Origin of the sequence: Paraburkholderia sp. Ac-20336 (assembly GCF_017105025.1) — a bacterium.
Classification (GTDB): domain Bacteria; phylum Pseudomonadota; class Gammaproteobacteria; order Burkholderiales; family Burkholderiaceae; genus Paraburkholderia.
In genome coordinates this window covers 32585-56181 of sequence record NZ_JAAGPS010000023.1, presented here as the reverse complement: position 1 = coordinate 56181, position 23597 = coordinate 32585, and the positions used below count along the sequence as shown (strand labels likewise).

The 23597-nt window shown below is 63.0% G+C and carries 22 protein-coding genes; 6 read left to right on the top strand and 16 right to left on the bottom strand.

Going from position 1 to position 23597, the window contains the following annotated elements:
* Window positions 1-170 precede the first annotated feature (170 nt).
* The gene (locus GXB81_RS10650) at window positions 171-1730 is read left to right on the top strand and encodes a methyl-accepting chemotaxis protein (protein WP_205989095.1); all 1560 of its coding nucleotides are present in this window, start codon (window positions 171-173) and stop codon (window positions 1728-1730) included.
* 24 nt (window positions 1731-1754) lie between these two features.
* Here the strand turns inward: GXB81_RS10650 and GXB81_RS10645 are convergent, their stop codons facing one another.
* A complete protein-coding gene (locus tag GXB81_RS10645; RefSeq protein ID WP_167039369.1) occupies window positions 1755-2474 on the bottom strand; it encodes a ribonuclease activity regulator RraA in 720 nt (239 codons plus the stop codon).
* Window positions 2475-2967: 493 nt separating this feature from the next.
* Between GXB81_RS10645 and GXB81_RS10640 the strand changes: the two genes are divergently transcribed.
* The 3 genes from GXB81_RS10640 (at window position 2968) to GXB81_RS10630 (ending at window position 4162) form a co-directional block, all read left to right on the top strand.
* Window positions 2968-3282, top strand: coding sequence for a hypothetical protein (locus GXB81_RS10640; protein WP_167284220.1), 315 nt, complete (start codon window positions 2968-2970; stop codon window positions 3280-3282).
* Window positions 3282-3563, top strand: coding sequence for a hypothetical protein (locus GXB81_RS10635; protein ID WP_205989094.1), 282 nt, complete (start codon window positions 3282-3284; stop codon window positions 3561-3563). Before GXB81_RS10640 ends, GXB81_RS10635 begins: the two co-directional genes overlap by 1 nt.
* A 155-nt stretch (window positions 3564-3718) precedes the next feature.
* Window positions 3719-4162 (top strand): ABC transporter substrate-binding protein, encoded by a 444-nt coding sequence (locus tag GXB81_RS10630; RefSeq protein ID WP_346777790.1) that lies wholly within the window; start codon window positions 3719-3721, stop codon window positions 4160-4162.
* Window positions 4163-4352: 190 nt separating this feature from the next.
* Here GXB81_RS10630 and GXB81_RS10625 read toward each other — a convergent pair whose 3' ends face one another.
* Complete coding sequence (locus GXB81_RS10625) at window positions 4353-5222, bottom strand: hypothetical protein (RefSeq protein WP_205989093.1); 870 nt, start codon at window positions 5220-5222, stop codon at window positions 4353-4355.
* 282 nt (window positions 5223-5504) lie between these two features.
* Here GXB81_RS10625 and GXB81_RS10620 point away from each other — a divergent pair, with 282 nt between their 5' ends.
* Window positions 5505-6500: an aldo/keto reductase gene (locus GXB81_RS10620; protein WP_167048861.1), complete on the top strand. Its 996-nt coding sequence runs from the start codon at window positions 5505-5507 to the stop codon at window positions 6498-6500.
* A 137-nt stretch (window positions 6501-6637) separates the two neighbouring features.
* Here GXB81_RS10620 and GXB81_RS10615 read toward each other — a convergent pair whose 3' ends face one another.
* The 10 genes from GXB81_RS10615 to GXB81_RS10570 all read right to left on the bottom strand — a co-directional run bounded on the left by GXB81_RS10615 (window position 6638) and on the right by GXB81_RS10570 (window position 18759).
* Window positions 6638-7699, bottom strand: a complete 1062-nt coding sequence (locus tag GXB81_RS10615; protein ID WP_205989092.1) for an aldose epimerase family protein — start codon at window positions 7697-7699, stop codon at window positions 6638-6640.
* 28 nt (window positions 7700-7727) lie between these two features.
* On the bottom strand, window positions 7728-8615 hold the full coding sequence (locus GXB81_RS10610) for an aldose 1-epimerase (RefSeq protein WP_205989091.1): 888 nt from the start codon (window positions 8613-8615) through the stop codon (window positions 7728-7730).
* 148 nt (window positions 8616-8763) lie between these two features.
* Entirely contained in the window at window positions 8764-9843 is a 1080-nt protein-coding gene (gene yjfF / locus GXB81_RS10605; protein WP_167048867.1) for a galactofuranose ABC transporter, permease protein YjfF, read from the bottom strand.
* Complete coding sequence (locus GXB81_RS10600) at window positions 9840-10880, bottom strand: ABC transporter permease (RefSeq protein ID WP_205989090.1); 1041 nt, start codon at window positions 10878-10880, stop codon at window positions 9840-9842. The genes yjfF and GXB81_RS10600 overlap by 4 nt, the downstream gene beginning before the upstream one ends.
* Window positions 10877-12391 (bottom strand): sugar ABC transporter ATP-binding protein, encoded by a 1515-nt coding sequence (locus GXB81_RS10595; RefSeq protein WP_205989089.1) that lies wholly within the window; start codon window positions 12389-12391, stop codon window positions 10877-10879. Before GXB81_RS10595 ends, GXB81_RS10600 begins: the two co-directional genes overlap by 4 nt.
* A 164-nt stretch (window positions 12392-12555) precedes the next feature.
* Entirely contained in the window at window positions 12556-13485 is a 930-nt protein-coding gene (locus GXB81_RS10590; RefSeq protein ID WP_205989088.1) for a Gfo/Idh/MocA family oxidoreductase, read from the bottom strand.
* Window positions 13486-13535: 50 nt separating this feature from the next.
* Window positions 13536-14465: a dihydrodipicolinate synthase family protein gene (locus tag GXB81_RS10585; protein ID WP_205989087.1), complete on the bottom strand. Its 930-nt coding sequence runs from the start codon at window positions 14463-14465 to the stop codon at window positions 13536-13538.
* A gap of 40 nt (window positions 14466-14505) precedes the next feature.
* A complete protein-coding gene (locus tag GXB81_RS10580) occupies window positions 14506-15846 on the bottom strand; it encodes an MFS transporter (protein WP_167048877.1) in 1341 nt (446 codons plus the stop codon).
* 145 nt (window positions 15847-15991) lie between these two features.
* Window positions 15992-17743 carry an IlvD/Edd family dehydratase gene (locus GXB81_RS10575; RefSeq protein ID WP_167284211.1) on the bottom strand — a complete coding sequence of 584 codons (1752 nt, stop codon included), beginning with the start codon at window positions 17741-17743 and terminating at the stop codon, window positions 15992-15994.
* Window positions 17744-18090: 347 nt separating this feature from the next.
* On the bottom strand, window positions 18091-18759 hold the full coding sequence (locus GXB81_RS10570; RefSeq protein WP_167048881.1) for an HAD family hydrolase: 669 nt from the start codon (window positions 18757-18759) through the stop codon (window positions 18091-18093).
* A 173-nt stretch (window positions 18760-18932) separates the two neighbouring features.
* Here GXB81_RS10570 and GXB81_RS10565 point away from each other — a divergent pair, with 173 nt between their 5' ends.
* The gene (locus GXB81_RS10565; protein WP_167048883.1) at window positions 18933-19961 is read left to right on the top strand and encodes a LacI family DNA-binding transcriptional regulator; all 1029 of its coding nucleotides are present in this window, start codon (window positions 18933-18935) and stop codon (window positions 19959-19961) included.
* A gap of 50 nt (window positions 19962-20011) precedes the next feature.
* Here the strand turns inward: GXB81_RS10565 and GXB81_RS10560 are convergent, their stop codons facing one another.
* Genes GXB81_RS10560 through GXB81_RS10545 form a run of 4 tightly spaced genes read right to left on the bottom strand, consistent with a single transcriptional unit; the run spans window position 20012 to window position 23471 of the window.
* Window positions 20012-20485 (bottom strand): MaoC/PaaZ C-terminal domain-containing protein, encoded by a 474-nt coding sequence (locus GXB81_RS10560; RefSeq protein ID WP_205193308.1) that lies wholly within the window; start codon window positions 20483-20485, stop codon window positions 20012-20014.
* Complete coding sequence (locus tag GXB81_RS10555) at window positions 20482-20919, bottom strand: MaoC/PaaZ C-terminal domain-containing protein (protein WP_167048885.1); 438 nt, start codon at window positions 20917-20919, stop codon at window positions 20482-20484. Before GXB81_RS10555 ends, GXB81_RS10560 begins: the two co-directional genes overlap by 4 nt.
* A gap of 17 nt (window positions 20920-20936) precedes the next feature.
* A complete protein-coding gene (locus GXB81_RS10550; RefSeq protein WP_167048887.1) occupies window positions 20937-22139 on the bottom strand; it encodes a CaiB/BaiF CoA-transferase family protein in 1203 nt (400 codons plus the stop codon).
* Window positions 22140-22187: 48 nt separating this feature from the next.
* Window positions 22188-23471 carry an MFS transporter gene (locus GXB81_RS10545; protein ID WP_167048889.1) on the bottom strand — a complete coding sequence of 428 codons (1284 nt, stop codon included), beginning with the start codon at window positions 23469-23471 and terminating at the stop codon, window positions 22188-22190.
* Window positions 23472-23597 lie beyond the last annotated feature (126 nt).

Below are 23597 nucleotides of genomic sequence, written 5' to 3'. Positions count from 1 at the left end.
CGGTCACGAAGCGCGAAGCCCCGCGTACTTTTGACCGACACGAATTTGACCCGATCGCAAATATTTCCAGACAATATTCAAGATCCGAACCGCATGGCCGTAAACATCGTTGTGCGCCGTGCCTGACTCCACGGCATCCGACATCCATTTCGTTTAGCTAACTAATTGCAATGCTGAAGAATTTGACGATTCGCGCCCGACTCGCGCTGGCCATGGGTTTTCTGGCGTCTTTGCTGATTATCGGGGCCGCACTCGGCGCCGTCGGCATCTGGATGAGCAATGCGGATCAGAAGCAGATGTACACGAATCAACTTGCGTCGTCGGTCACGCTGTCGGAAGCCAGCGTGAACTATGCGCGCGGCCGGCTCGTGCTCGACCGGATTGCCGTCGAGCCCACGCGCAGCGACGTCGCCGATCTGCTCAAGCGCGCCCGCGGCTTCTTCAGCAAGTCCGACACCGCATGGGAAGCGTATCGCGCGCTGCCGTCGAGCGGCGAGGAAGCACGCCTCGCCACCGATCTGACCGAAAAGCGCAAGACGTTCGAGGCGGGAATTCTCGCCAGAACCTTCAACGCGATCGACACCCATGACACCGCGACCCTCAGCGATATCGTCGCCCGGCAGTTGACCCCGCCGTTCAATGACATCGCCGAAGGCATTTCGTCGCTGCAAAAGCTGCAGGGACAGCAGGCCAAAGCCCTTTACGAAAGCGCACAGGCGCGCTTTCATCTGATCATGTCGATCACCGGCATCGGTCTGCTCGCGGGACTCGTCCTCGCGTTTTTTGCATGGAACACCCTGCGCGCGGCGATCGCGCGCCCGCTCGACGAAGCGCTCGCGCATTTCCGCGCGATTTCGTCGGGCGACCTCACGCAGCACGTCGAGGTTCGTTCCCGCGACGAAATGGGCCAGCTCATGGATGGCCTCAAGGGCATGCAGCAGAAACTCACGACCACGCTCGCCACCGTGCGTCACGGCACGCAGTCCATCGCGACGGCAACGGCGCAGATTTCGGCCGGCAACACCGACCTCTCGCAACGCACGGAAGAACAGGCCGCGTCGCTCGAAGAAACCGCGTCGAGCATGGAGCAACTGACATCGACCGTGCGCCAGAACGCGGACAACGCGCGTCAGGCGACCGAACTCGCACGCACCGCCTCATCGGTCGCGCACGAAGGCAGCGCGGTGGTCTTGCAGGTGATCGAAACGATGGACGGCATCAACGGCAGTTCGAAGCAGATCGCCGACATCATCGGCGTGATCGAAGGCATTGCGTTCCAGACCAATATCCTCGCGCTGAACGCCGCCGTCGAAGCGGCTCGCGCGGGCGAACAGGGACGCGGCTTCGCCGTCGTCGCGGGCGAGGTTCGCACGCTCGCCCAACGCAGCGCGACGGCCGCCAAGGAAATCAAGGCGCTGATCAACGAGTCGGTCGAACGCGTCGGCAACGGCACGGAACTCGTCGGCCGCGCCGGCCACACGATGAACGAAATCAACAACGCGGTGCGGCGCGTGACCGACATCATGTCCGAGATCGCGGTGGCCTCCGAAGAACAAAGCGACGGCATCGAGCAGGTCAACCGGGCCGTCACGCAGATGGACGAAGTCACGCAGCAGAACGCGGCGCTCGTCGAGGAAGCGGCTGCCGCGGCGGTTTCGCTCGAGGAGCAGGCCGCGCGTATGTCGGATGTGGTGAGTGTCTTCCGTATCGCGCCGGTGGCGAAAGTCTGAGTTCGCCGCGGTTTCCGTACGGGCTCAGCGACCGTTACGGCTGCGCCATGCCGCGAACCTGTCGAGCGTTTCCTGTTTCGTCGCCGGATAGAGACCGACGATGGTTTCGCCCGCCTTCACCTGCTCCATCACGAAGTCCTCGAATGCGGTCATCTCGGTGGCTTCCGCCGCGATCTCTTCCACCAGATGCGCGGGAATGACGATCACGCCGTCGTTGTCGCCGACGATGACATCGCCAGGAAACACGGGCGCGCCGCCGCAACCGATCGGCACGTCGATATCGAGCGCTTCGTGCAAGGTCAGATTAGTCGGTGCCGACGGACGCGTGTGGAACGCGGGCATGCCGACGCGCGCGATATCGTCGGCGTCGCGGAAACCGCCATCGGTCACCACGCCCGCCACGCCGCGCTTCATGAGCCGCGTCACGAGAATGCCGCCGGCCGACGCCGCGCGCGGATCGTTACGGCTGTCCATCACGAGGACCGCGCCCGCGGGGCACGTCTCGACGGCCTTGCGCTGCGGATGCTCGGGGTTGCGGAAAACTTCCAGCCCGTTGCGGTCCTCGCGCGCCGGGATATAGCGAAGCGTGAACGCCTCGCCCACCATGCTCCTGTCGAGCCGCGCAAGCGGAGTGACACCCTGAATCACCTGCTGGCGAAAGCCGCGCTTGTAGAGCGCGGTTGCGAGCGTGGCGGTGCTGATCTTTTCCAGTTGCTGGCGCAATGCGGCGGTCAGAATCGACATATCGGTTGCCTCTTTTGTGAAAGTTGAATGCGAGTGGATGCGGTGATTCAGGCCGATTCTCGCACCGTTGCGTCAGCGTGGTGCCGAGTCCGGGAAGAACCGGCGCCTGTACCATACCGCGTTCGATGACGCGCAGTCACTCCCGAGCGTATTCCGATGACGGCCTCGTCCCTCACAGACGTTGCCGATCAAGGCACTCCTGCTCTCGTCGATTGAAACAGGCTGCTGCCTGACTACAAACGACCTGGCGAAAACCCCAAGGCGGAAATGCCGGACTCGCTCAACTGACCTCTACCGGCTTTTGTTGACAGTTTTCCACGATGTTGCGAAATGCGCTAACTCGCACACGGCATGTTGCTGCGCCTGCCAGGGAGTACTACGGCATTCGCAACGGCTTCAGCGATTCATTCTTCTGTAATACGCGATTCGACGACATGACAGGTTTGCTCGCTGATCGTGCAATGCAGAACTACCAGAACTGTCGAGGTTATCAATGATTGACCGGCAAACCGCTTTCATCACTTTCTACGACGAGCAAACAGGTCAGGTGAAATTTTGCGTCGTTCCACGTCCATTTGTGCAGACCGCGATCAACCGCGTCATGGCTATTACAGTACCGCCGGACGCGCCCGAACATTCCTCAGCCCCCTTCACCGACGACGACGCACGCAAGCTAGGTGGCATGGCCATCATGGCTCTTGCCGGGCCTAATCCGGAATTGCGATCGCGCTTGCAGATATCTACCGAAGCGCCAGTCAATTGGTCGCATCGTGATCCATCGAAAAAGACCCAATGCAGAGGCTCTTAATGCAACCCAAACGCCCAACATGCATCATCACTCTCCACGACGAAGAAACACAAACGATCTCCCATCATCACGTCGCGCAAAGCGCGGTCACCAGCGCAATGGCGAAAAGCACCAGCTTCGATGTTCCAATCGCGGATTTCGGATACACGCTCGACGATGAGTTTGCGCGCAAGCTTGGTGCAACGATCCTTCTGACTTTAGCTGGACGCTATCCCTCACTGCAAAGCCACCTCGCCATCACAACGAATGCAAGCGATAGCGACAAACCGCCAGCCACGTAATTCTCGATGCCTGCGCACACGCCAGCAAAACGGCAGCCATCTCCGGTTCCTCGGTCACGCTCTACGGCATTCTCGATAGCGGACTCGAATACCTCACCCACGCATCGTTGTCGAACGGACAGACCCATAGCATCACGCGCATGGCGTCGGGCGACATGTCCGGCCCCTGCTGGGGCATCACCAGCAACGAAAACCTCGGCGGCGGCTTGCAGGCGCGTCTCGGCGAAGCCGCATGGACGCTGTTCGACAATCTGCACAAGAACGGCATGGTCATGCTCGGGCCGAACGCGCAGGCGATCAACCCGGTTCTGCAGGGCGCGAAATCCGCGGTGTTCGGCGCGGTCGACTATGTCGCCTACGGCGCGGCGGCCAACGGCGAATCGGTGAAAGTGATCTTCCCGAGCAGCGGCACCGTGATCGCGCCGCGTCCGATGATGATCCTCAAATCGTCGCACGCGCAGGCGGACGCGCGCGACGACATCGACACGCCGCGCCAGCGTCTGAAAGACCTCAAGCTGCTGCAGCAGGATGGCGGCGGCAACACGAAATCGCGAACCGAAGTGCTCTCGCGTTTTAACGCACTGTTCGGCGAACACTGATGGCCGGCGTGCTCGCGCAGCGTCCCGCCACGCGTCGGACGTAGCGTTTGCGTCGCTCTGGACGCGACGGCTCGATACGCTGCATTGATCCGTCTCTGCACCACTGCACCTCTGCAACGACCTCCGTATCCACCTCTGAATCGCACCGCACCGGCTATCGCAATACGCCAGCGCGGTGCCGCCACGAACGTTACTGGCTACAGAAGCTCGGCTGGTACTTGTAGACCCAGGCCGTTTTCGTCGAACTCGGCGACTGCACCCAGTTCGTCATGCCCTGAATCGTGTTGAAGATCAGCTGCGAGCGCGCAGTGACCTTGTCGGTAAACACACCCTTGTCGCTCACGTCGACTTCGAACGAAATTTCCGCAAGTGCCGGCGTGGTCGAGCCATTCGCATACCAAACGGTCATCGTGAAGTCGGCATCTTCCTGACCGATATCGCTGGTGGGGCCATCGAAGGTCAGTTCATGGATCGACAGACCGCTCACCGGCACAAGCGGCTGCGAGCTGATGCTGTCGAACGCGTGCGTAGTCGGGAACAGATCGTTGATATCGCTGAGGTGGTTGATGTTCTTCGAATCCGAAAGCGGCTCGCTCGTGGAATGCGAGAAGGTTTCGTTCGACGGCGGCGTGATGTCATCTTCGAGCTTGCTGCTTGCCTTCGACGAACTGCCGGTGACATCGGTATTGGCCGACGTGCTTTCGTTCGGCGAACCGAACTTCAACTCGATCTTGCGATCGCCGCTTTCGTCGCGCTCACGCATCGAATAGCCGGTCTGCCTGACGACGCAGGTGCCCGGCGAATCGTAGTACAGCACGGTGCGGTCGTGGTCGGCCTTGAAGCTCTTCTTCACGGTGCTGTCGAAACCATTGGCCGCGAGGCTCGCCTGCAGGTCGGTCAGAAAGCGGTTGGCGGTATCGACGGGAGAACTGTCGAATGCGGACGGCATAAGCAGTACCTTGTATTCGCGGCTGCCGACGCTCGGTGCGCCGGCGTGGGCGACCTGGGACGCCGCGAAGAATGCGAGGGCTGCTGCATGATTCCACTTGATCTTTGTCATTCAGGCTCTCATTAGTTGAAGGAGTACAGCACAAATGAAATTAGAGATTTCAGGTGACCAAGTTATGAAGTGGACAGATAATTCTTTTGCGAATGGCTCAAGATATTCACTACGCAAAATCAAAGCCTATTTCCAGGCTCATTTCAATTCATGCCAGTCAGATATTCAGTCACTCCGTATCTATCGCTCTGCCTGTTACACTACGAAGAGAACGGCGACCTTTATGCAAAGGCAATTGCAACGCCTGCGACGTCACTTCATAAATAGAGGACAAGTACTTCAATGACGCTTTCGAAAAGAAAATTCGGCCGCACGGGCTGGGACGTGTCGGAAATCGGTTTTGGGGCATGGGCGATCGGCGGCTCGTGGGGCGATGTCGCGGAAGACGATGCCAAGGCCGCGCTCAACGCCTCTCTCGATAACGGCGTCAATTTCATCGACACCGCCGACGTCTACGGCGACGGCCGCTCGGAACGAATCATTCGCGACGTATTGCGGCAGCGGGGTGGCGAACGTCCCATCGTCGCCACCAAGCTCGGCCGCCGGCTCGACCCGCACGTGACCAGCGGCTATATGAACAAGCAGGCGCTCGAAGGCTTTATCGACCGGAGTCTGTCGAATCTCGGCGTCGACACGCTCGACCTCGTGCAATTGCATTGCCCGCCGACCGAAGTCTATTACCGCCCCGAAGTGTTCGACGCGATGGAGAGCTTCGTCGCTGCCGGCAAGATCCGCTTCTACGGCGTGTCGGTCGAAAAAGTGGAAGAAGCACTGAAGGCGATCGAATATCCCAATGTGGTTTCGGTGCAGATTATCTACAACATGTTCCGTCAACGTCCCGCCGGTCTGTTCTTCGATCAGGCACAAAAGAAGAACATCGCGGTCATTGCGCGAGTACCGCTCGCGAGCGGCATGCTCACAGGCAAGATGTCCGCCGATTCCGTTTTCGCGCCCGACGACCATCGCGCCTTCAATCGCCATGGCGAGGCATTCGACGTTGGCGAAACGTTCTCCGGCGTACCCTATGACGTCGCGTTGAAAGCGGTCGACGAACTGCGCGGCCTCGTACCGGTAGAGGCATCGATGGCACAACTGGCTCTGCGCTGGATTCTCATGGAAGAGGCCGTCTCGGTCATTATTCCGGGCAGCAAGAACGCAGCTCAGGCGGCGTCGAATGTCTCGGCGGCAAGCCTCGCTTCACTGTCCGAAGAGGCCATGCGACGTGCGCGGGAAGTCTACGAGCGCCATATTGCGCCTCATGTTCACCATCGCTGGTAAAGCGCCGAACACGCGAAAGGGTTTCGCGTGGCCAAAGTGGGCGGCAGGTTGACTTCCTGCACCGAGACTTCTCGCATTCGCTGCATGCAGTCGCAAGCCGCCCCACTCGTTATGTCTCCGGCGCCAATTTGCGCGCCCTACTCCATCACGCCAGCGCGATAGACCGTGACCTGCCTATAAGGCTTCTCGCTCGTCACAATCATGCTCTCACGATCGGGCATATTGATCTGGTTCGGAAAGCCGCCGGCTTCGAGGCAGAGTCCGGAATTCCGCCTGTATGTCGAGCCGTCTCTCCCTCGTACTCCTTCGAGCCGGTTTCCGCTATAGAACTGCAGCCCTGGCTGGTCAGTCTCGACCGAAAGCACACGCCCGCTTTCGGGTTCGACCACCTTCGCTACGGTACGCGGTTTGCGGGTCCAGTCCGCTTGCTCGTTCCCCGCGCGATCAAGCACATAGCAATGGTCAAAACCGTAGGCGAGTTCCAGTTGCCGATTCGACGCGTCCAGCCGCGAACCGATCGTCGCGCCCTCGCGAAAGTCGAACGGACTGCCTTCCACGAATGCACGCCGTTGCGGAATCAGTTCCTCGTCAATTTCAAAGTACTCACCGGAATCTATGGTCAGGCGATGATTGCGAATATCGCCATCATGCCGTCCCGACAGATTGAAATACGGATGACTGGTCAGGTTCAACGGAGTCGCGCGATCGGTATGGGCGGTGTATTCGATAGTCAGTGCGTGATCTTCACTCAACGTATAACGCACCTCGACCTGCACGTTTCCCGGAAAACTTTCTTCTCCCTCACGCGATTCCAGCCGCATGACCAGGGATTGCCCCTCGTATTCGGCCGTCCACAACCTGGCGTGAAACCCGCCGGCACCACCATGCAGCAGGTTCTGCCCTTCGTTTGGCGTGAGCCTGTAGTCGATATCGTCAAGTGCGAATCTGGCACCTGCGATCCTGTTAGCCCAACGGCCCACGAGCGCGCCCATATAAGCACCCGCGGCCAGGTACTCCGCCGGCGTATCGTGCCCGAGCAGGATCTCCGCGCATCGGCCGGTCCTGTCCGGCGTGAGCCACGATACGAGCGCCGCGCCAAGTTCGCTGATCCGTACACAACCTCCCTGCGAATTTGCAAGAAGATGCGTTCGCACGTTTCGTCCATCGGGGAGTGTTCCCCAGAAGGCAGCCTTGTTCATGTTTTTCCCGCTTTTTTGCCCATTGATCTCACGACGACGCGTATGACGGGCGCGTGGCCCGGGTCAAGGACACAAGACGTTCGACCGTGAAACTGACCCGGCGCGTCAGCGTCTTTCCCGCGCCGAGAACCGTCAGCCCGCACACGTTATCGCCGTCCTGAATGCAGTTGTGTTCCGACTGGTCATTGACCACCTGAAACGAAAACGAATCTTCCTGCGGATGCGCGCGAAGCCGATAACAGTCCGTATTGCCCACGATCGCGAGAGAAAACTGGCGCGCAGGCCATTCAACCAGCGCTCTCCCGCCCCAGCGAGTAAACGTGTGATCGATCTTTGTCGCCGGCAAATGGTGCGTCACTCCGAACTGCCAGGCCACCGGCGTCGGCACGAGCCTCGGCGCATGGCCGCTTTCTCCGGCCAGCCAGATTCCGCCTGCTGGTGCGCTAATGCGCGTATCGAGATCCCGCGTCAGGACAGGCCTGATATCGATTCCGCACTGTAGCGGCGCACGGCCGCAATTCTCGAGTTCCACGGTGATGGCCAATGTCGGCCCATCAAGCTCGTAGGTCTGGATCGCCCGACAGGAACCGGCAACTTCAGTCTTGAGACGGGCGGTTCGCTCGTCGGCGGATTCGACGTTCCAGTCATCCGCGAGCACGACGTAGGCAAGCGGAAACGGTCGTCCGACACCGGTCAGCCGCACCCCCGACGACTTCCTCGAAGCCCCGAGTACCTTTCCCGGCTTCGTTATCCGAATCAACGGCTGACACGATAGCCCACGAGCCGGCATATGACCCGATCGTTCCGCCCGTCGAAAAACGGGTGTCCAGATGCCCCGGTCATGCCAGTCCAGTTGCGTGATGCCGCCGTGCGGCCCCGCCTCGATGCCGAGCCGCAGATAAGCGTTCGAAAGCATCGTTTGCCGGTGCATCCTCTCCGCTGCGCCGCAATCGGGCCACCGAGGCTCGCGGCCTTCACGAAGACAGGTTCTCGTAAATCCGCTTCCCATGTATCGAGCACGTTCCTCTCCCCGATCAGACAGACTGGATGGCAACCGGAAACGCTCAGACCATCGTGACAGGATCGCCGCCGCCATGCTGCTCCGGCCTGCGCTGCCCGCCGTTCGACGGCTCTTTCGAGCGGGGCCCCAGACCGGCGCCGCCCGTGCGGCGGCGTCCCGCCTGTCGCTCGATCATCCGTTGCAGAAGGCAGAACACGCAGAGCAGTGCGCCGATGACAATGCGCGTCCACCACGAACTCAGCGTTCCGTCGAAAGTAATCAGCGTCTGAATCGTGCCGAGAATGCCGACGCCGAAAAGCGAACCGATGACGTAGCCGACGCCCCCCGTCAATAGCGTTCCGCCGATCACCGTCGCGGCAATAGCGTCGAGTTCCATGCCCTGCGCCTGAAGCCCGTAGCCCGAGAGCACGTACAGCGTAAAGATCACGCCGCCGAGCGCCGCGCAGAAACCGCTCAACGCATAGACGGCGATCTTCGTTCGCGCGACCGGCAAGCCCATCAGCAACGCGGAACGCTCATTGCCGCCGATCGCATAGACGTTGCGCCCGAAGCGCGTAAAGTGCGCGATAAAAATCGCGACGACGAGCGCCGCGATGCCGATCAGCGCCCCCGCATTCAGGGAACCGCCGCCCAGCGGCAGGCTCAATGACGCAACCGCATGGAAAGTCGGCTCGTTGATCGTGATGGACTGTGTCGTAATCAGAAAGCACGCGCCGCGCGCAAGAAACATCCCGGCCAGTGTGATGATGAACGGCTGCAGACGGAAGAAGTGAATCAGCACTCCCATCGCCGCGCCATACAGCGTGCCGAATACGAGCACGATCGGCACGACGATCCAGATGGGCCAATGCAGCCACTCCGCGCCCACCGCGCACAGTATCGTGGTCAACGCGACCACCGCCCCGACCGACAGGTCGATGCCCCCCGACAGGATCACGAACGTCATGCCGATAGCCACGACGAGCAGGAACGCGTTGTCGACGAGCAGGCCCGTGAGTACCTGCATCGAAAAGAATCCGGTGTACATGACGGAGCCAAAGCCGAACAGCGCGACGAACAGCACGATCGTGGCGACAATGGGCAAGGTTCTCGGATCGGCCAGCCGGCCAGTCAACTTTCTCATGATGTGCTCGTTCCGGTGGATGCGCACTGGCGCGCCGGGGAAAAAAGATTTTTCATCGGTTTGAGCAGCATCGCCCGCGCGGCTTCCGACTGGATCACGCTGACCACGATCACCACGACCGCCTTGACGACGAGCGTGGCCTCGGGCGGCACGCCGATCGAATAGGTCGTATACGTCAGCGTCTGGATAATCAGGGCCCCGAGCACCGTGCCGCCCAGGCTGAAGCGCCCGCCCAGCAGCGACGTGCCGCCGAGCGTCACGGCCAGGATCGCATCGAGTTCGAGCAGCAACCCGGCATTGTTTCCATCAGCACTCCGCACGTTCGAGCTGATGATGATCCCGGCCACCGCCGCCATCAACCCGCAGATCACATACACGCCGAACACGATCGCGCTGGAGCGCAGCCCGACCAGCCGCGTTGCAACGGGGTTGATGCCGATGGCGCGCACGAAAAGTCCGAGCGCCGTGCGGTTCACGAGCAGCGTGAGCACCACGCTGACGACGAGCGCGATCCAGACCGAGCACGGCACCATCGCCAGATAGCCGTCGCCGAGCCTGAGGTAGCCTTCCGCGCCGATGGGAATGATCTGCCCGCCGGTCAGCAGTTGCGCCACGCCTCGCCCGGCCACCATCAGGATGAGCGTGGCGATGATCGGCTGCATGCCGACGAACGCGACCAGCAGGCCGTTCCACATCCCGGCCAGCAGCCCGACGGCGAGCGCCGCGCCAAGCGCCATGCCGACGCGCGACGGGTCCGCTTCGAGAATGACCGCGGCAGCCGCGCCGGCCATCGCCACCGTCGCCCCGACCGAGATGTCGATGCCGCGCGTCGCGATGACCAGCGTCATGCCGAGCGAGACGATCACGAGCGGGGCGGCACGATTGAGGATGTCGATCGGTGCGCCGAAAAGATGGCCGTCGAGAATCGTCAGGGAAAGGAAACTCGCGCGATGCGCAACGTCGAGAAGAATCAGCAGGATCAGCGTGAGGGCGGGCCAGAGCAACTGATGCCGCGCCAGCGCGTGGAGCCGTTTCATGACTGACCTCCTGCAATGAGTTGATACACCTGGTCCTCCGAAAGATGTTCGCCGGCAATCTCGGCGACCTTGCGCCGGTCGCGCAAAACGGCGATCTTGTGGCTGACGCGCACCACTTCGCTCATTTCAGAGGAGATGAACAGAATCGCGAGGCCTTTCGCGCACAGCGAGCGCACGCGGTCCATGATCTCGAACTTCGCGGCCACGTCGATGCCGCGTGTCGGCTCGTCCAGAATCAGGAGTTTGGGCTCCGTGGCAAGCCAGCGCGCCAGCAGTACTTTCTGCTGATTGCCGCCCGACAGCAGCCCGATCGGCTGCTCGGCGTCGTGTGCCTTGATGCCGAGTTGCGCGATGTACTGCTCGGCCATTTTCCGCTGGCGGGCGTAGCTCAGCAGACGCCACCAGCCGCGTCGCGCCTGCAATGCCAGGATGATGTTCTCCCGGATCGACAATGCGGCGACGATGCCTTCCTTCTTGCGGTCCTCGGGACAACAGGCGATGCCGTGGCGCACCGCGTCGCGCGGCGAAGCGAGCTTCACGCTGTGCCCGTCGATCCGCATCGTTCCGGTGTCCGCGCGTTCGGCGCCGAACACCAGCCGCGCGGTCTCGGTGCGGCCCGAGCCGAGCAGTCCCGCAAGGCCGACGATCTGGCCGGGGCATACGTCGAGATCGACGGGACTCATCAGCCCGCGCCGCCCTACTCCCTGCATGGAAAGGAAAGGCGCGGCCGCGCTCGCCGAACGTGCAGTGTCCGACGCATCGGCCTTGAGCGCCTCGTTCGCGCCTTCGCGGCCGGTCATCTTGGCCACCAGTACGTCGACGGGCAAGTCTTTGGCCAGATACTCGCCTTCGCGCGTGCCATTGCGCATCACGGTAATGCGGTCCGATACCGCATAGGTCTGTTCGAGAAAGTGCGTCACGAACAGAATCGCCATGCCCGCTTCCCTCAAGCGGCGCAGCACGGCGAAAAGCCGCGCGACTTCGCCGTCGTCGAGACTCGAAGTGGGTTCGTCGAGAATCAGCACGCTCGCGTCAACCGACACGGCGCGCGCAATCGCCACCATCTGCTGAACCGCAATCGGATAGGAGTCCAGCGAACGCGTGACGTCGACGAACAGATCCAGCGCGGCCAGGGCCTCGCGCGCTTTGGTATTGATCGCCTTCCAGTCGATCGTTCCGCGCTTCTTCGGATGCCGGCCGGCAAAGATGTTTTCGGCCACCGACAGGTTCGGACAAAGATTCACTTCCTGGTAGAGCGTCTGGATGCCGGCCGCTTCGGCTTCGAGCGGCGCGGCGAAGCGGACCGGCCGCCCGCCAAGGCGAATCTCGCCGAGATCATGCGGAAACACGCCGGTCAGCACATTGATGAGCGTGGATTTTCCCGCGCCGTTCTGGCCCATCAGCGTATGAATCTCACCGGGGAAAAGCCGGAAATCGACCTGCTGCAACGCCTTGACGCCCGGGAACGTCTTGTCGATGCCGGTCATTTCGAGAATGGGTAGGTCGCTCATGATCTTCTCGAATAATCTTCGCGAGACCCGCGCAAGGCCGCGCCGAAATGGTTAGGGAACCGTAGTGAATCACCCGGGCGCTTCATGCGCGCCGTCGCAGTTAACTCGGACCGCGCTTGCCGCACCGGAATCGGCCGCACCGCATGGTAGCGCACGGCAAGCGTTCAGTGACCGAAGGCCTCGACCTCGACGTGCCTGCCGAGCAGGAACGCGTCGGCGACGAGGCGCAACGGACGCACGTCCACGTCGTCGATGCCCTGCGCGATAAGCTCGTGAAAGCGCTCGTAGAGCGCCGCGTATTCGCGCTCGGCTTCGAGCTCGACCGGCTCGCCCGCAATGGCCAGGCGCTTGCCGCCCGCCGCGATCGAGAGCAGACCGTCGGTCGTTTCGACATCGATTTCCCATTGCTCGACAGGGCCGTGGCGCCAGTCGAATTCGGCGCGCACCGGCACGCCGTCGGTATCGATGCAATCGAGTTCGGCGGCGATCGGCGTCGAGCAGTCGCGCGGCACATGCAGCGCCGCACCGCGCAGCAGCACCTCGCGCGGCAAGATGCGCGTGACGATCGAGAGCGCGTTGATGCCCGGATCGAACACGCCGAGCCCGCCCGGCTCCCAGATCCATTGCTGGCCCGGATGCCAGCGGCGCACGTCTTCCTTCCAGCGCACGTGCACGGCGCGAAGCGTTCGCCCGGCGAGCCACGCGCGCGCCGGTTCGACGGCGCTCGCACAGCGCGAATGCCAGGTGGCGAACAGCGTGCGGCCGCGTTTTTGCGCCAGCTCGCGCAATGCCTCGACTTCGCTCACGCTCGCGCCCGGCGGCTTTTCGAGCATCACATGCTTGCCTGCTTCGAGCACGGCGCGCGCCTGCGCATAACGCACCTGGGGTGGCGCGCAGAGCGAGACGGCGTCGAGGTCGGGCTCGGCGGCCAGCAGCGCGCCGATATCGGTGTAGTTGCGCACGCGCTCCACCTGCGCATTGCGGCTCGCGCTGGCCACGAGCTCGAAGCCCGCATTGCCGGCGATGGCGGGCAGGTGCTGGTCGCGCGCGATCTTGCCGACGCCGACGATACCCAGCTTGTACGACGCATTCATGAGTGTCTCCGTCACCTTGTTATTCTGACTGGAACTGGATCGCTACCGGGCTATTTCGCCCAGCGCAGCACGAGCGGGTCGAGCCGGCGAGCGATATCGACCAGTTCCTTGCGCGTCTCGGGATGCATCGAGGGTAGCGGATGACGCGGCAGTTCGCAGTCGATCACGCCGCCTTCCTTCATCAGCGACTTGCAGGCGAGCAGACCCGCCTGGCGGTTTTCGTGATTGATCAGCGGGAGCCACTTCTGATAGAGCGCGAAGGCTTCGTCGGTGCGGCCCTGGCGATGCGCTTCGATAATCGGGCGAATGCCGTCCGGAAAGCCGCCGCCCGTCATCGAGCCGGTTGCGCCCGCGTTGAGGTCCGCGAGCAGCGTGATGCCTTCTTCGCCGTCCCATGGTCCTTCGGCTGCCTCGCCGGCGAGCCTGATGAGTTCGCGCAGCTTGTTGGCCGCGCCCGGCGTTTCGATCTTGAAGTACGAGACCTGCTCGATCTCGCGCGCCATGCGCGCGAGGAACGCGGCGCTCAGCACCGTGCCGCTCGCGGGCGCGTCCTGGATCATGATCGGAATGTCGATCGCGTCGGACACGCGCGCGTAGAAGTCGTAAATCTGCGGCTCGGGCACGCGAAAGGTCGCGCCGTGATACGGCGGCATCAGCATGACCATCGCCGCGCCCTGCTCCTGCGCGCGCCTGCTGCGCGCGGCGGCCACGTTCGTGCCATAGTGCGTGGTCGTGACGATCACGGGCACGCGGCCCGCCACGTGTTCGAGCACGCTGCGCGTGATGATCTCGCGCTCGTCGTCCGAGAGCGAGAACTGCTCCGAGAAATTCGCGAGAATGCACAACCCGTCCGAGCCCGCGTCGATCATGAAGTCGACGGCGCGCTTCTGGCTGCGCAAATCGAGTTCGCCGGTTTCGGTAAAGGTTGTCGGCACGACGGGGAAAATGCCCTGATAACGGGGCGTACGGCTCGTAGTCATATCGTCAGTCCTGCTTGAGAAAGAATCAGCGTCCACGCTTTCACGACCCGCTCGCGGCACGCGGCGGCGTGCGCAACGCCGCGCGCACGGCGAACGTCACGAGCACCGCGAACACGAGCGTGGCCGCGAGAAAGTATAGGCCGGCCGCGAGGCTGCCCGTTGCGTCCTTGATGAGCCCGATGCCATAGGGGCCGAAATAGCCGCCGAGATTGGCAAGCGAATTGATCGTCGCGATCCCGACGGCCGCGCTCGCGCCCGTCAGAAACTCGCCGGGCAGCGCCCAGACCACGGCCTGAATCGAATAGATCGAGAAAGCGGTCAGGCAGATAAACAGCAGTTGCAGCGCCGGCGCGCGGAACCATGCGCTTGCGGCCATCGTCAGCGCCGCGGCGGCAGAGACCACGACGATATGGCCGTAGCGTTCGCGATGCCTGTCCGAATGACGCGGCACGACGAGCAGCCCCACCACCGCGAACAGATACGGCACGGCGGAAAGCAGGCCCGCCGTCGAATCGCTCACGCCGAACGCCTTGATGATGGTCGGCAACCAGAGCGACAAACCATAGATGCACAGCGGAAACGGCAGGAACAGCAGCGCGAGCAGCAGCACGCGGTGATCCTTGAGCGCACTGAACGGATTGCGATGCGTGTCGAGCTGGTAGGCGCGCTGGTCGGCGGCAAGCTCGCGCTCGATCCAGCGGCGCTCGGTTTCGCCGAGCCAATGCGCGTGCGCGGGCGACTCCGGCAACAGACGCAGCGTGGGAATGCACAGCAGCACGGCAGGCAAGCCGCTCACGACGAACAGCGTCTGCCAGTTCGACATGCCGAGAAAGCCGTGCGTTTCGAGCAGCGCGCCGGCGATCGGGCCGGTAACGATGCCCGCGATGGGCTGAGCGAGTACCAGCAGACCGATCACGCGCGCGCGGTGGCGCATCGGAAACCAGTGTGTGAGGAAATACAGAATGCCGGGATAGAGCCCGGCCTCGGCCGCGCCCAACAGAAAGCGCAGCGCATAGAAACTGGTCGGGCCGCTCACGAGCGCCATCGCCATCGTGATCACGCCCCACGTGAAGAGAATTCGCGCGAACCATACGCGCGCGCCGAAGCGCGCGAGCGCGAGATTGCTCGGTACTTCGCAGAGGAAATAGCCGATAAAGAAGAGGCCCGCGCCGAGTCCATAGGCGGCATCGGACAGGCCCACGGCCGCGTTCATATGCAGCTTCGCGAAGCCGACCACCGTGCGATCGACATACGCGACCACGTAGATCAGCGCGAGAAACGGCACGAGCCGGCGCGCGATATGGCCGACGATCTGCTTTTCCTCTCCGCTTTCGGCGGCCGCTGGCGCGACCGCCTCACCGGATTGCAACGCGTTCGTCATACTGTCTCCTTGATTGCGCTCGCCAGCCGACGTCGTGCCGCGCCGCCGGCTGGCGCGTCGGGCACGCGGATGGCCGCGTCGCGCACGGCCTTCGAGCGGGCGTCAGCCGGCGAGCCGGATCGCCCTGATTAGTTTTTTAAATCCGTCAATGCGAGTGGCGCGGCACAGCCGACCCGCGCTTGCCGACGAGAAAGTCGAGATCGCAGCCCTCATCGGCTTGCAGCACGTGATCGACATAGAGGCGCGCGTAACCGCCCTTGCCCAGTTGCTCCGCCACGCCGGGCGCGGCGGCGGGATCGACGTCGCTCAAGCGGCGCTTCAGTTCTTCGTCGCTGATGTCGAGATGCAGGCGCCCCGCTTCGCAGTCCAGTTCGATCCAGTCGCCGTTGCGCACCGCCGCCAGCGGTCCACCGGCCGCCGCTTCGGGCGCGACGTGCAGCACCACCGTGCCGTAGGCCGTGCCGCTCATGCGTGCATCGGAAATCCGCACCATGTCCTTCACGCCCTGGCGCAGCAGCTTGGGCGGCAAGCCCATGTTGCCGACCTCGGCCATGCCGGGGTAGCCGCGCGGACCGCAGTTCTTCATCACGAGAATCGAGTCCTTGTCGACGTCGAGCGATTCGTCGCCGATCGTCGCCTTGTAGTGATCGAAGTTCTCGAACACGACGGCACGGCCGCGATGCTTCAAAAGCTCGGGCGTAGCCGCCGAAGGCTTCAACACCGCGCCGCGCGGCGCGAGATTGCCGCGCAGGATGCAGATGCCGCCGTCCGCGATAAGCGGATTGTCGATCTGGCGGATCACCTCGTCGTTGTAGTTGGGCGCTTCGCGCACGTTGTCCCAGAGGGATTTGCCGTTGACCGTCAACGCGCCCGGATGCGGCAGCAGGTTCGCTTCGCCGAGCCGGCGCAGCACCGCCGGCAGGCCGCCCGCGTAATAGAACTCTTCCATCAGGAAGCGGCCAGAAGGCTGAAGATCGACGATGGTCGGCGTATTGCGGCCAATCCGCTGCCAGTCTTCGAGTTCGAGATGCACGCCGATGCGGCCCGCAATCGCCTTCAGGTGAATCACCGCATTGGTCGAGCCGCCGATCGCCGCATTGGTGCGAATCGCGTTCTCGAACGCTTCGCGCGTGAGGATCTTCGAGAGCGTCAGGTCTTCGAGCGCCATCTGCACGATGCGGATGCCCGACATATGCGCGAGCACGTAACGGCGCGCATCGACGGCGGGAATCGCGGCGTTGTGCGGCAGCGAAACGCCGAGCGATTCGGCCATGCAGGCCATCGTCGAGGCCGTGCCCATCGTGTTGCAGGTGCCCGCCGAGCGCGACATGCCCGCTTCGGCCGCGAGGAAATGATGCAGGTCGATCTCGCCCGCCTTCAGCGATTCGTGCAGCCGCCACACCGCCGTGCCCGAGCCGATGTCCTGGCCTTCGAGCTTGCCGTTCAGCATCGGGCCACCGGTCACGACGATGGCCGGCACGTCCACGCTCGCCGCGCCCATCAGCAGCGCGGGCGTGGTCTTGTCGCAGCCGCACAGCAGCACGACGGCGTCGATCGGGTTGCCGCGAATCGCCTCTTCCACGTCCATCGCGGCGAGATTGCGCGTGAGCATGGCCGAGGGGCGCAGGTTCGATTCGCCGTTCGAGAACACCGGGAATTCGACCGGAAAGCCGCCCGCCTCGTAGATGCCGCGCTTCACGTGTTCGGCGAGCTTGCGGAAATGCGAGTTGCAGGGCGTCAGCTCCGACCACGTATTGCAGATGCCGACGATCGGCCTGCCGTCGAATTCGTGCTCGGGAATGCCCTGGTTCTTCATCCAGCTTCGGTACATGAAGCCGTTTTTATCCGTGGTGCCGAACCACTGTTGGGAGCGTAGTTTGGGTTTGGTTGCCGACATGGGTGCGTGGTGTGGGATTCAATGTTCGGCTTAGTCTAGGGATAAACGCGATATCCTTCTAATGAAATATTCGCTCTTTCTCATATCAAAACCGGCATTGGTATAAACACCTAAGGCCATGGGAAGCCCGGCGGTCCCACGATTTCCGCCTGCTACACCCCCGATGATCGGCACATTAAGACGTGCGAGCCGCGCAAGTGACGGGCCGCCGCATCGAGATCGAGCCGCTGCTCACGCACGAGCCGTGCAGCGAGTGAAACCGATATGCGGAGTACTGCTTAGGTATGTTGCCGGCTCGTGGAACGATCCGCGGCGCGCGGACGGATTCCGCGCGCCGGCCACGTCGTCTAAACGAAAACGTCCAGCCGTTCGGCAAGCTCGCCGAATCCTTCGAGCACCATGTCCGGCGACATTCGCTGGCACTGCTCGCGATCTCCGTAACCGTAAGCGGCCCAGCACGCGTGAGCGCCGATATTGCGCGCGAGCCCCAGATCGGCATGCGTGTCGCCGACCACGACGATCTGCTCCGGCAAGACATCGGGAAACGCCGGCGCGATCAAGGTGCTATAACACGCCGGATCGGGCTTCTTCGCGATGCCCGGTGGATCGCAAACGAGCAGATCGATAAAGCGGCCAATACCGAAATGATCGATGGCCTGTTGCACCGCGGCTTCCGATTTGTTGCTGGCGATCACCATCGCCACGCCCTTCTGCTTCAAAGCCGCCAAAGTCCGCTCGACGTCCGGAAAGATAAACGAGTGAGCGAGACCATGCTGCAGATAGAGCGCGCGATACGTCGCCGCCCACTGCCCGGCTCCGTCCGTGCCGAGGCGCCCGTCCGTCAGCATCGACATCGCTTCGCTCATCACCACACCGGCCGCGATCGCGGCTTCGAGGCGATCGGGTGCGGGCCGCTCGACACCATAGTGATCGAAAGTCAGATTGATGCAGTGACGAATGGCGTCATGACTGCCGCACAGCGTACCGTCGAAATCGAGGATGCAAAGTCTGATCATAAAAACCCGCAAAATAATGAAAACGTCGTCACTGACAGAGTGATGAGCGTAGCCGCCCGCATACGCTATCGTGTTACCCTTCAACAGGTCAGTGCCCGAGTGTCGGCGTACCCAGGTACGAGCGGCAATTCACAACGCGACACTCAATAATTCAGATAACGATTGCAAGCTCCATGGCTCCGGTTAGTTTAAACGACGTCGCTCGCGCGGCCGGCTGTTCCGCCTCTACGGTTTCGCGCGTACTGCGCACGCCGCACGTCGTGCGCGATGAAGTCGTGCAGCGCGTGCTCGCGGCCGTGCGCAAGCTCGGCTACACCCCGAACAACGCGGCGCGGGCGCTGCGCTCGCGCCGCACGCGAATGATCGGCGCCGTGCTGCCCACGCTTGAACATGCGATCTACGCCCGCCTCGCCAATGCGCTCGAAAGCGATCTCGCGGCCGACGGCTACTCGCTGATCGTCACGACCTCGGGATTCGACGCGCACAAGGAACTGGAGCAGACGCAACTGATGATCGAGCGCGGCGCGGAAGGCGTGGTGCTCGTGGGCGATGCGCACGAGCGCGCGCTCTACGAATTCCTGAGCCTGCGCAACGTGCCGTATATCAACACCTATGTCTATACGCGGCAAGCGGCGCATCCGTGCGTCGGCTTCGACAACCGGCGCGCGGCGCGGCAGGCCACCGACTATCTGCTGAGCCTCGGCCATACCGGGATCGCGATGCTCACCGGCGTACGCAAGGACAACGACCGCGTTCGCGCGCGCATCCAGGGTGTCGAGGAAGCATTGAAGGAACGCGGCCTGACGATCGCGCAGGAACGCATCATCGAAGGGCCTTATTCGATTACGGCCGGACGCAACGGCATGCGCCGGCTGCTGAATCTTGCCGTGCGGCCCGAGGCCGTCATCTGCACGAGCGACATTCTCGCGTTCGGCTGTCTCGCGGAATGCGTGAGCGCGGGCATTGCCGTGCCGCGCGAACTGTCGATCACCGGCTTCGACGACCTCGACTTCGCCGCGCATCTGAACCCGCCGCTCACGACAATGCAGGTTCCCGCCATTGAAATGGGCACCCAGGCCGGGCGCTTTCTGATCGATACGCTGGAGGGCAAGTCGCCGCTCGACCGCGTCGAGCTCGAAGCACGGCTCATCATTCGCGGCACCACGGGACAGCCGGCCGCTTCGAAGAAACGCCGCGCCTGAGCAAGCGCGCGGCTGCGCGGCGCGCGGACCATACGGCCCGCGAGGCTGCCTTATAGTCCGCTGCGCCGGACCATCATCGTCGTCGTCCTGCCTTGTTGCACGCACTCGCCGCGCTGATTGAACACGTCGATCGCGAGCACCACGATGCCACGGTCGGCGCGCTTCGTCTCGCGCTTCGATTCCACGCGCATCACGGCCGTGATACGGTCGCCGCTCAGCACGGCCTGCTTGTAGTCCCACGTCAGCGAAAGCGTGGCGACCGCCTGCAAGCGCCACGCACAACGCATTTTCATCGCATCGACCAGCGAGACGATCAACAGGCCATGCGCGATGCGCCGCTCGAAGCCGAGCGCGCGCGCCGCCTCGTCGTCGGTATGAACCTCGTAGAAATCGCCGCCGACGCCCGCGAAGGCGACGATGTTCGCATCGGTGATCGTGAAGCCGCCCAGCTCGACCGAGTCGCCCACATTCAGGCCGTCGAAGTCGCGCCCTGCCATGCTCATGTCCTGATTCGCTGCGTTCACGGCGTCACCACCCATTTGAGAATATGCTCGGCCACGCTCACCAGTTCGCCCTCCTGATTGACGATGCGAATCTCGGCCACCGTGCGGCGGCGTTCGGGATCGACATCGCGAATCGTATAGTCGAGCCTGAGCGTATCGCCCGCGAAAACGGGCTTCAGAAAGCGCACGCGGTCGTAGCCGAGCGACACCGGCGTCTCGCGCTCGCGCACGCCTTGCACGCGCTCCACGATCGCCGTCGAGCAGGCCGACATATAGGCCACCATCAGTGCGCCGTGCGCGATCACGCGGCCATACGCGCTGGCGGCCATGGCCTGTTCGTCGACGTGGTTCGGCGAGTGGTCGCCGCTGACATCGGCAAATGCGCGAATTGCCTCGGCACTGACGTGTTGTTCGAGCGAAACGGTATCGCCCGGCTTCAGATAGAAATCGCTCATTGGCCTCTCCGATGGCATCAGGCCGGCGCGTTCGTGTTCGCGAGACCGCGTCCGGACACGACGCCCTCGTTGGCGAGCGTCTGGATCCGGTCGGCGCCATAGCCGAGTTCTTGCAGAATCTGCTGCGTATCGTGTCCGATCTCGATGGCGAGGTGCCGTACCGCGGGCACTTCTCCGTCGTAACGCAGAGGATGATTGATGAGCGTCGCCGTGCCGCCCTTGATATCGACCGTTTCGAACACGCGGTTGTGCTGCGCCTGAGGGTTGTCGCGCAAGTCGCTATAGTCCTGCACGGGCGCCCACCACATGGCCTTGGCATCGAGCGCTTCGGCCAGCGCATCGAGACGGTAGCGCTTCACCGCGTTCGCCGTGGCACGCGCGTAGGCATCGCGCTCCTCGTAGGGGTTGCAGTTCGCGAGCGCGCGCAGCCCATCGTCGTCGAGCGCTTCGGCAAACACCGCGGGATTGTTCAGCGAGATCGCCACCGCGCGATCGTCCGCCGTGCGATAGATGCCATACGGCGCCTGATGGAACCACGTCGACAGATGCGCGTCGCGCTCGAATACGGCCGCGCTTTTCTCCGCGGTCAGATAGTTGGTGATCGCTTCGGCCTGCAAATCGATGCCCGCGTTGAACAGGTTGCCTTCCACGCGCGTGCCCTCGCCGGTCTTCATGCGCTTCACGTAAGCGCCGAGAATGCCCATCGCGAGCAACGCGCCGCCATGCTGGTCGCAGATCGCCGCACCGACCGCCGTCGCGCCGCCGCCCGAGGCGGCCACGAGCCCGGTGCGTGCCTGAATCATCAGGTCCTGGCCGGGCATGTCGCGCATCGGGCCGGAACCGCCGAAGCCGCTCGCCGACGCGTAGATGATGCCGGGCTTGCGCGCCTTCACCGCGTCATAGCCGAGGCCAAGGCGATCGAGCACGCCGGGCCGGAAGTTCTCGACCACGGCGTCGGCCTCGTCGATCAGCTTCAACGCAATCTCGCGGCCTTCCTGCGACTTCAGGTTCAGCGCGATGACACGCTTGTTGCGGTTCGCGCAGAGAAAGAACGCGCTGACGTCCTCGACGAACACGCCCGCGCCGGACCAGTGCCGCTCGTAGGCACCGCCGATCGCCTCGATCTTGACGACGTCCGCACCCATGTCGGCGAGATATTGAGTCGATGCCGGCCCTTGCAGATAGTGGCAAAAGCTGACGATGCGCATACCTTCGAGCATTGTTTTCTCCAGAAAACGATAGATTGAAATCCGCTTGTTGAAATCGGCCTAGCGCGCGGAGTTGGCCGCGAGCGGCAGCGACGCCGCCGCGTGAGCACGCTTCACGCTGCTCGCCAGCAACACGGCCACGATCAGCGCGCCGCCCATGAACAGATACGACGAGGCCGGGTCGCCCGTGAGCCCCGTCAGATAACCGACCGCGTAGGAGCCGAGGAACGAGCCGAGTGCGCCCACGCTATTGATCAATGCTAACGCACCGCCTGCCACGGTCCGCGGCAGGACTTCGGGCGCAATCGAGAAGAACGGCGGAAAGACGACGTACATGGCGATACCGGCAACGGTCAGCAGAGCGAACGACAGCCAGAAATTCGACGCGCCCACGAAGTACAGCGCGAAGAACGCCAGCGAGGCGATCGCGAGCGGCACCGCGACGAAGAGCTTGCGGTTCTGCAGGCGATCCGACATCCACGCGACCGGCAGCATGCAGACCACGGCGCCGAAGTACGGCACGGCCGACAGCCATCCCGTGTTGACCATGCTGAGCGTCGCGCCGTGCCGCAGGATCGACGGCAGCCACAACAGGAAACCGTAGAAACCGAGGCTCTGGAAGAACAGCACGCCCGCCAGCTTCCACACCGCGGCCGTGCGGAACGCTTCGCGATAGTTCTTCACCGGCGCGAGGTCCTTCTGCTCTTCGGCCAGCGAGTTCTCGATCGCGGCCTTTTCCTCGGCGCTCAACCAGCCCACTTGCGAAGGCCGGTCGCGCACGACGGCAATCCAGACGAACGCCCACAGCACCGCCGGCAGGCCTTGCGCAATGAACATCACGCGCCAGCCCCACGACTGCACGAGATAGCCCGACACGACCGACATCCACAGGATGGTCGCCGGATTGCCAAGCAGGAAGATCGTGTTGGCCCGCGAGCGCTCGCGCCTCACGAACCAGTTCGACACGTACACGAGCATGCACGGCATCACGGCCGCCTCGACGATCCCGAGCGCGAAGCGCACGGCCATCAGCATCGGCACGCTGGTGACGACGCCCGTCAGCGCGGCGAGGCCGCCCCACGCGATCAGGCTGAAGAAGATCAGGCGCCGCACGCTGCGTCGTTCCGCGTACATGCCGCCCGGAATCTGGAAGAAGAAATAGCCGAGAAAGAACAGCGAGCCGAGTAGCGAAGAGGTCGAGCGGCTGATGCCGAGATCGTGGTCGATGCCCGCGGCGGCCGCGAAACCGTAGTTCGCGCGATCGAGATACGCGAGGCTGTAGGTGATAAACGCGACGGGCAGGATGATCCACCATCGCTTGATGGGAAGGGTTGTTCCGGCCATCTCCGGTCTCCTTGTGTTCTGGTTTGCTGTCGATTCGGCCGCGATGCGCGGTCCGTTGCTCGCGTCCTGATCCATCTCTGACAACGATTGCAAGAACAATAGGCCCGATTTGGCATCGTTGTCAAT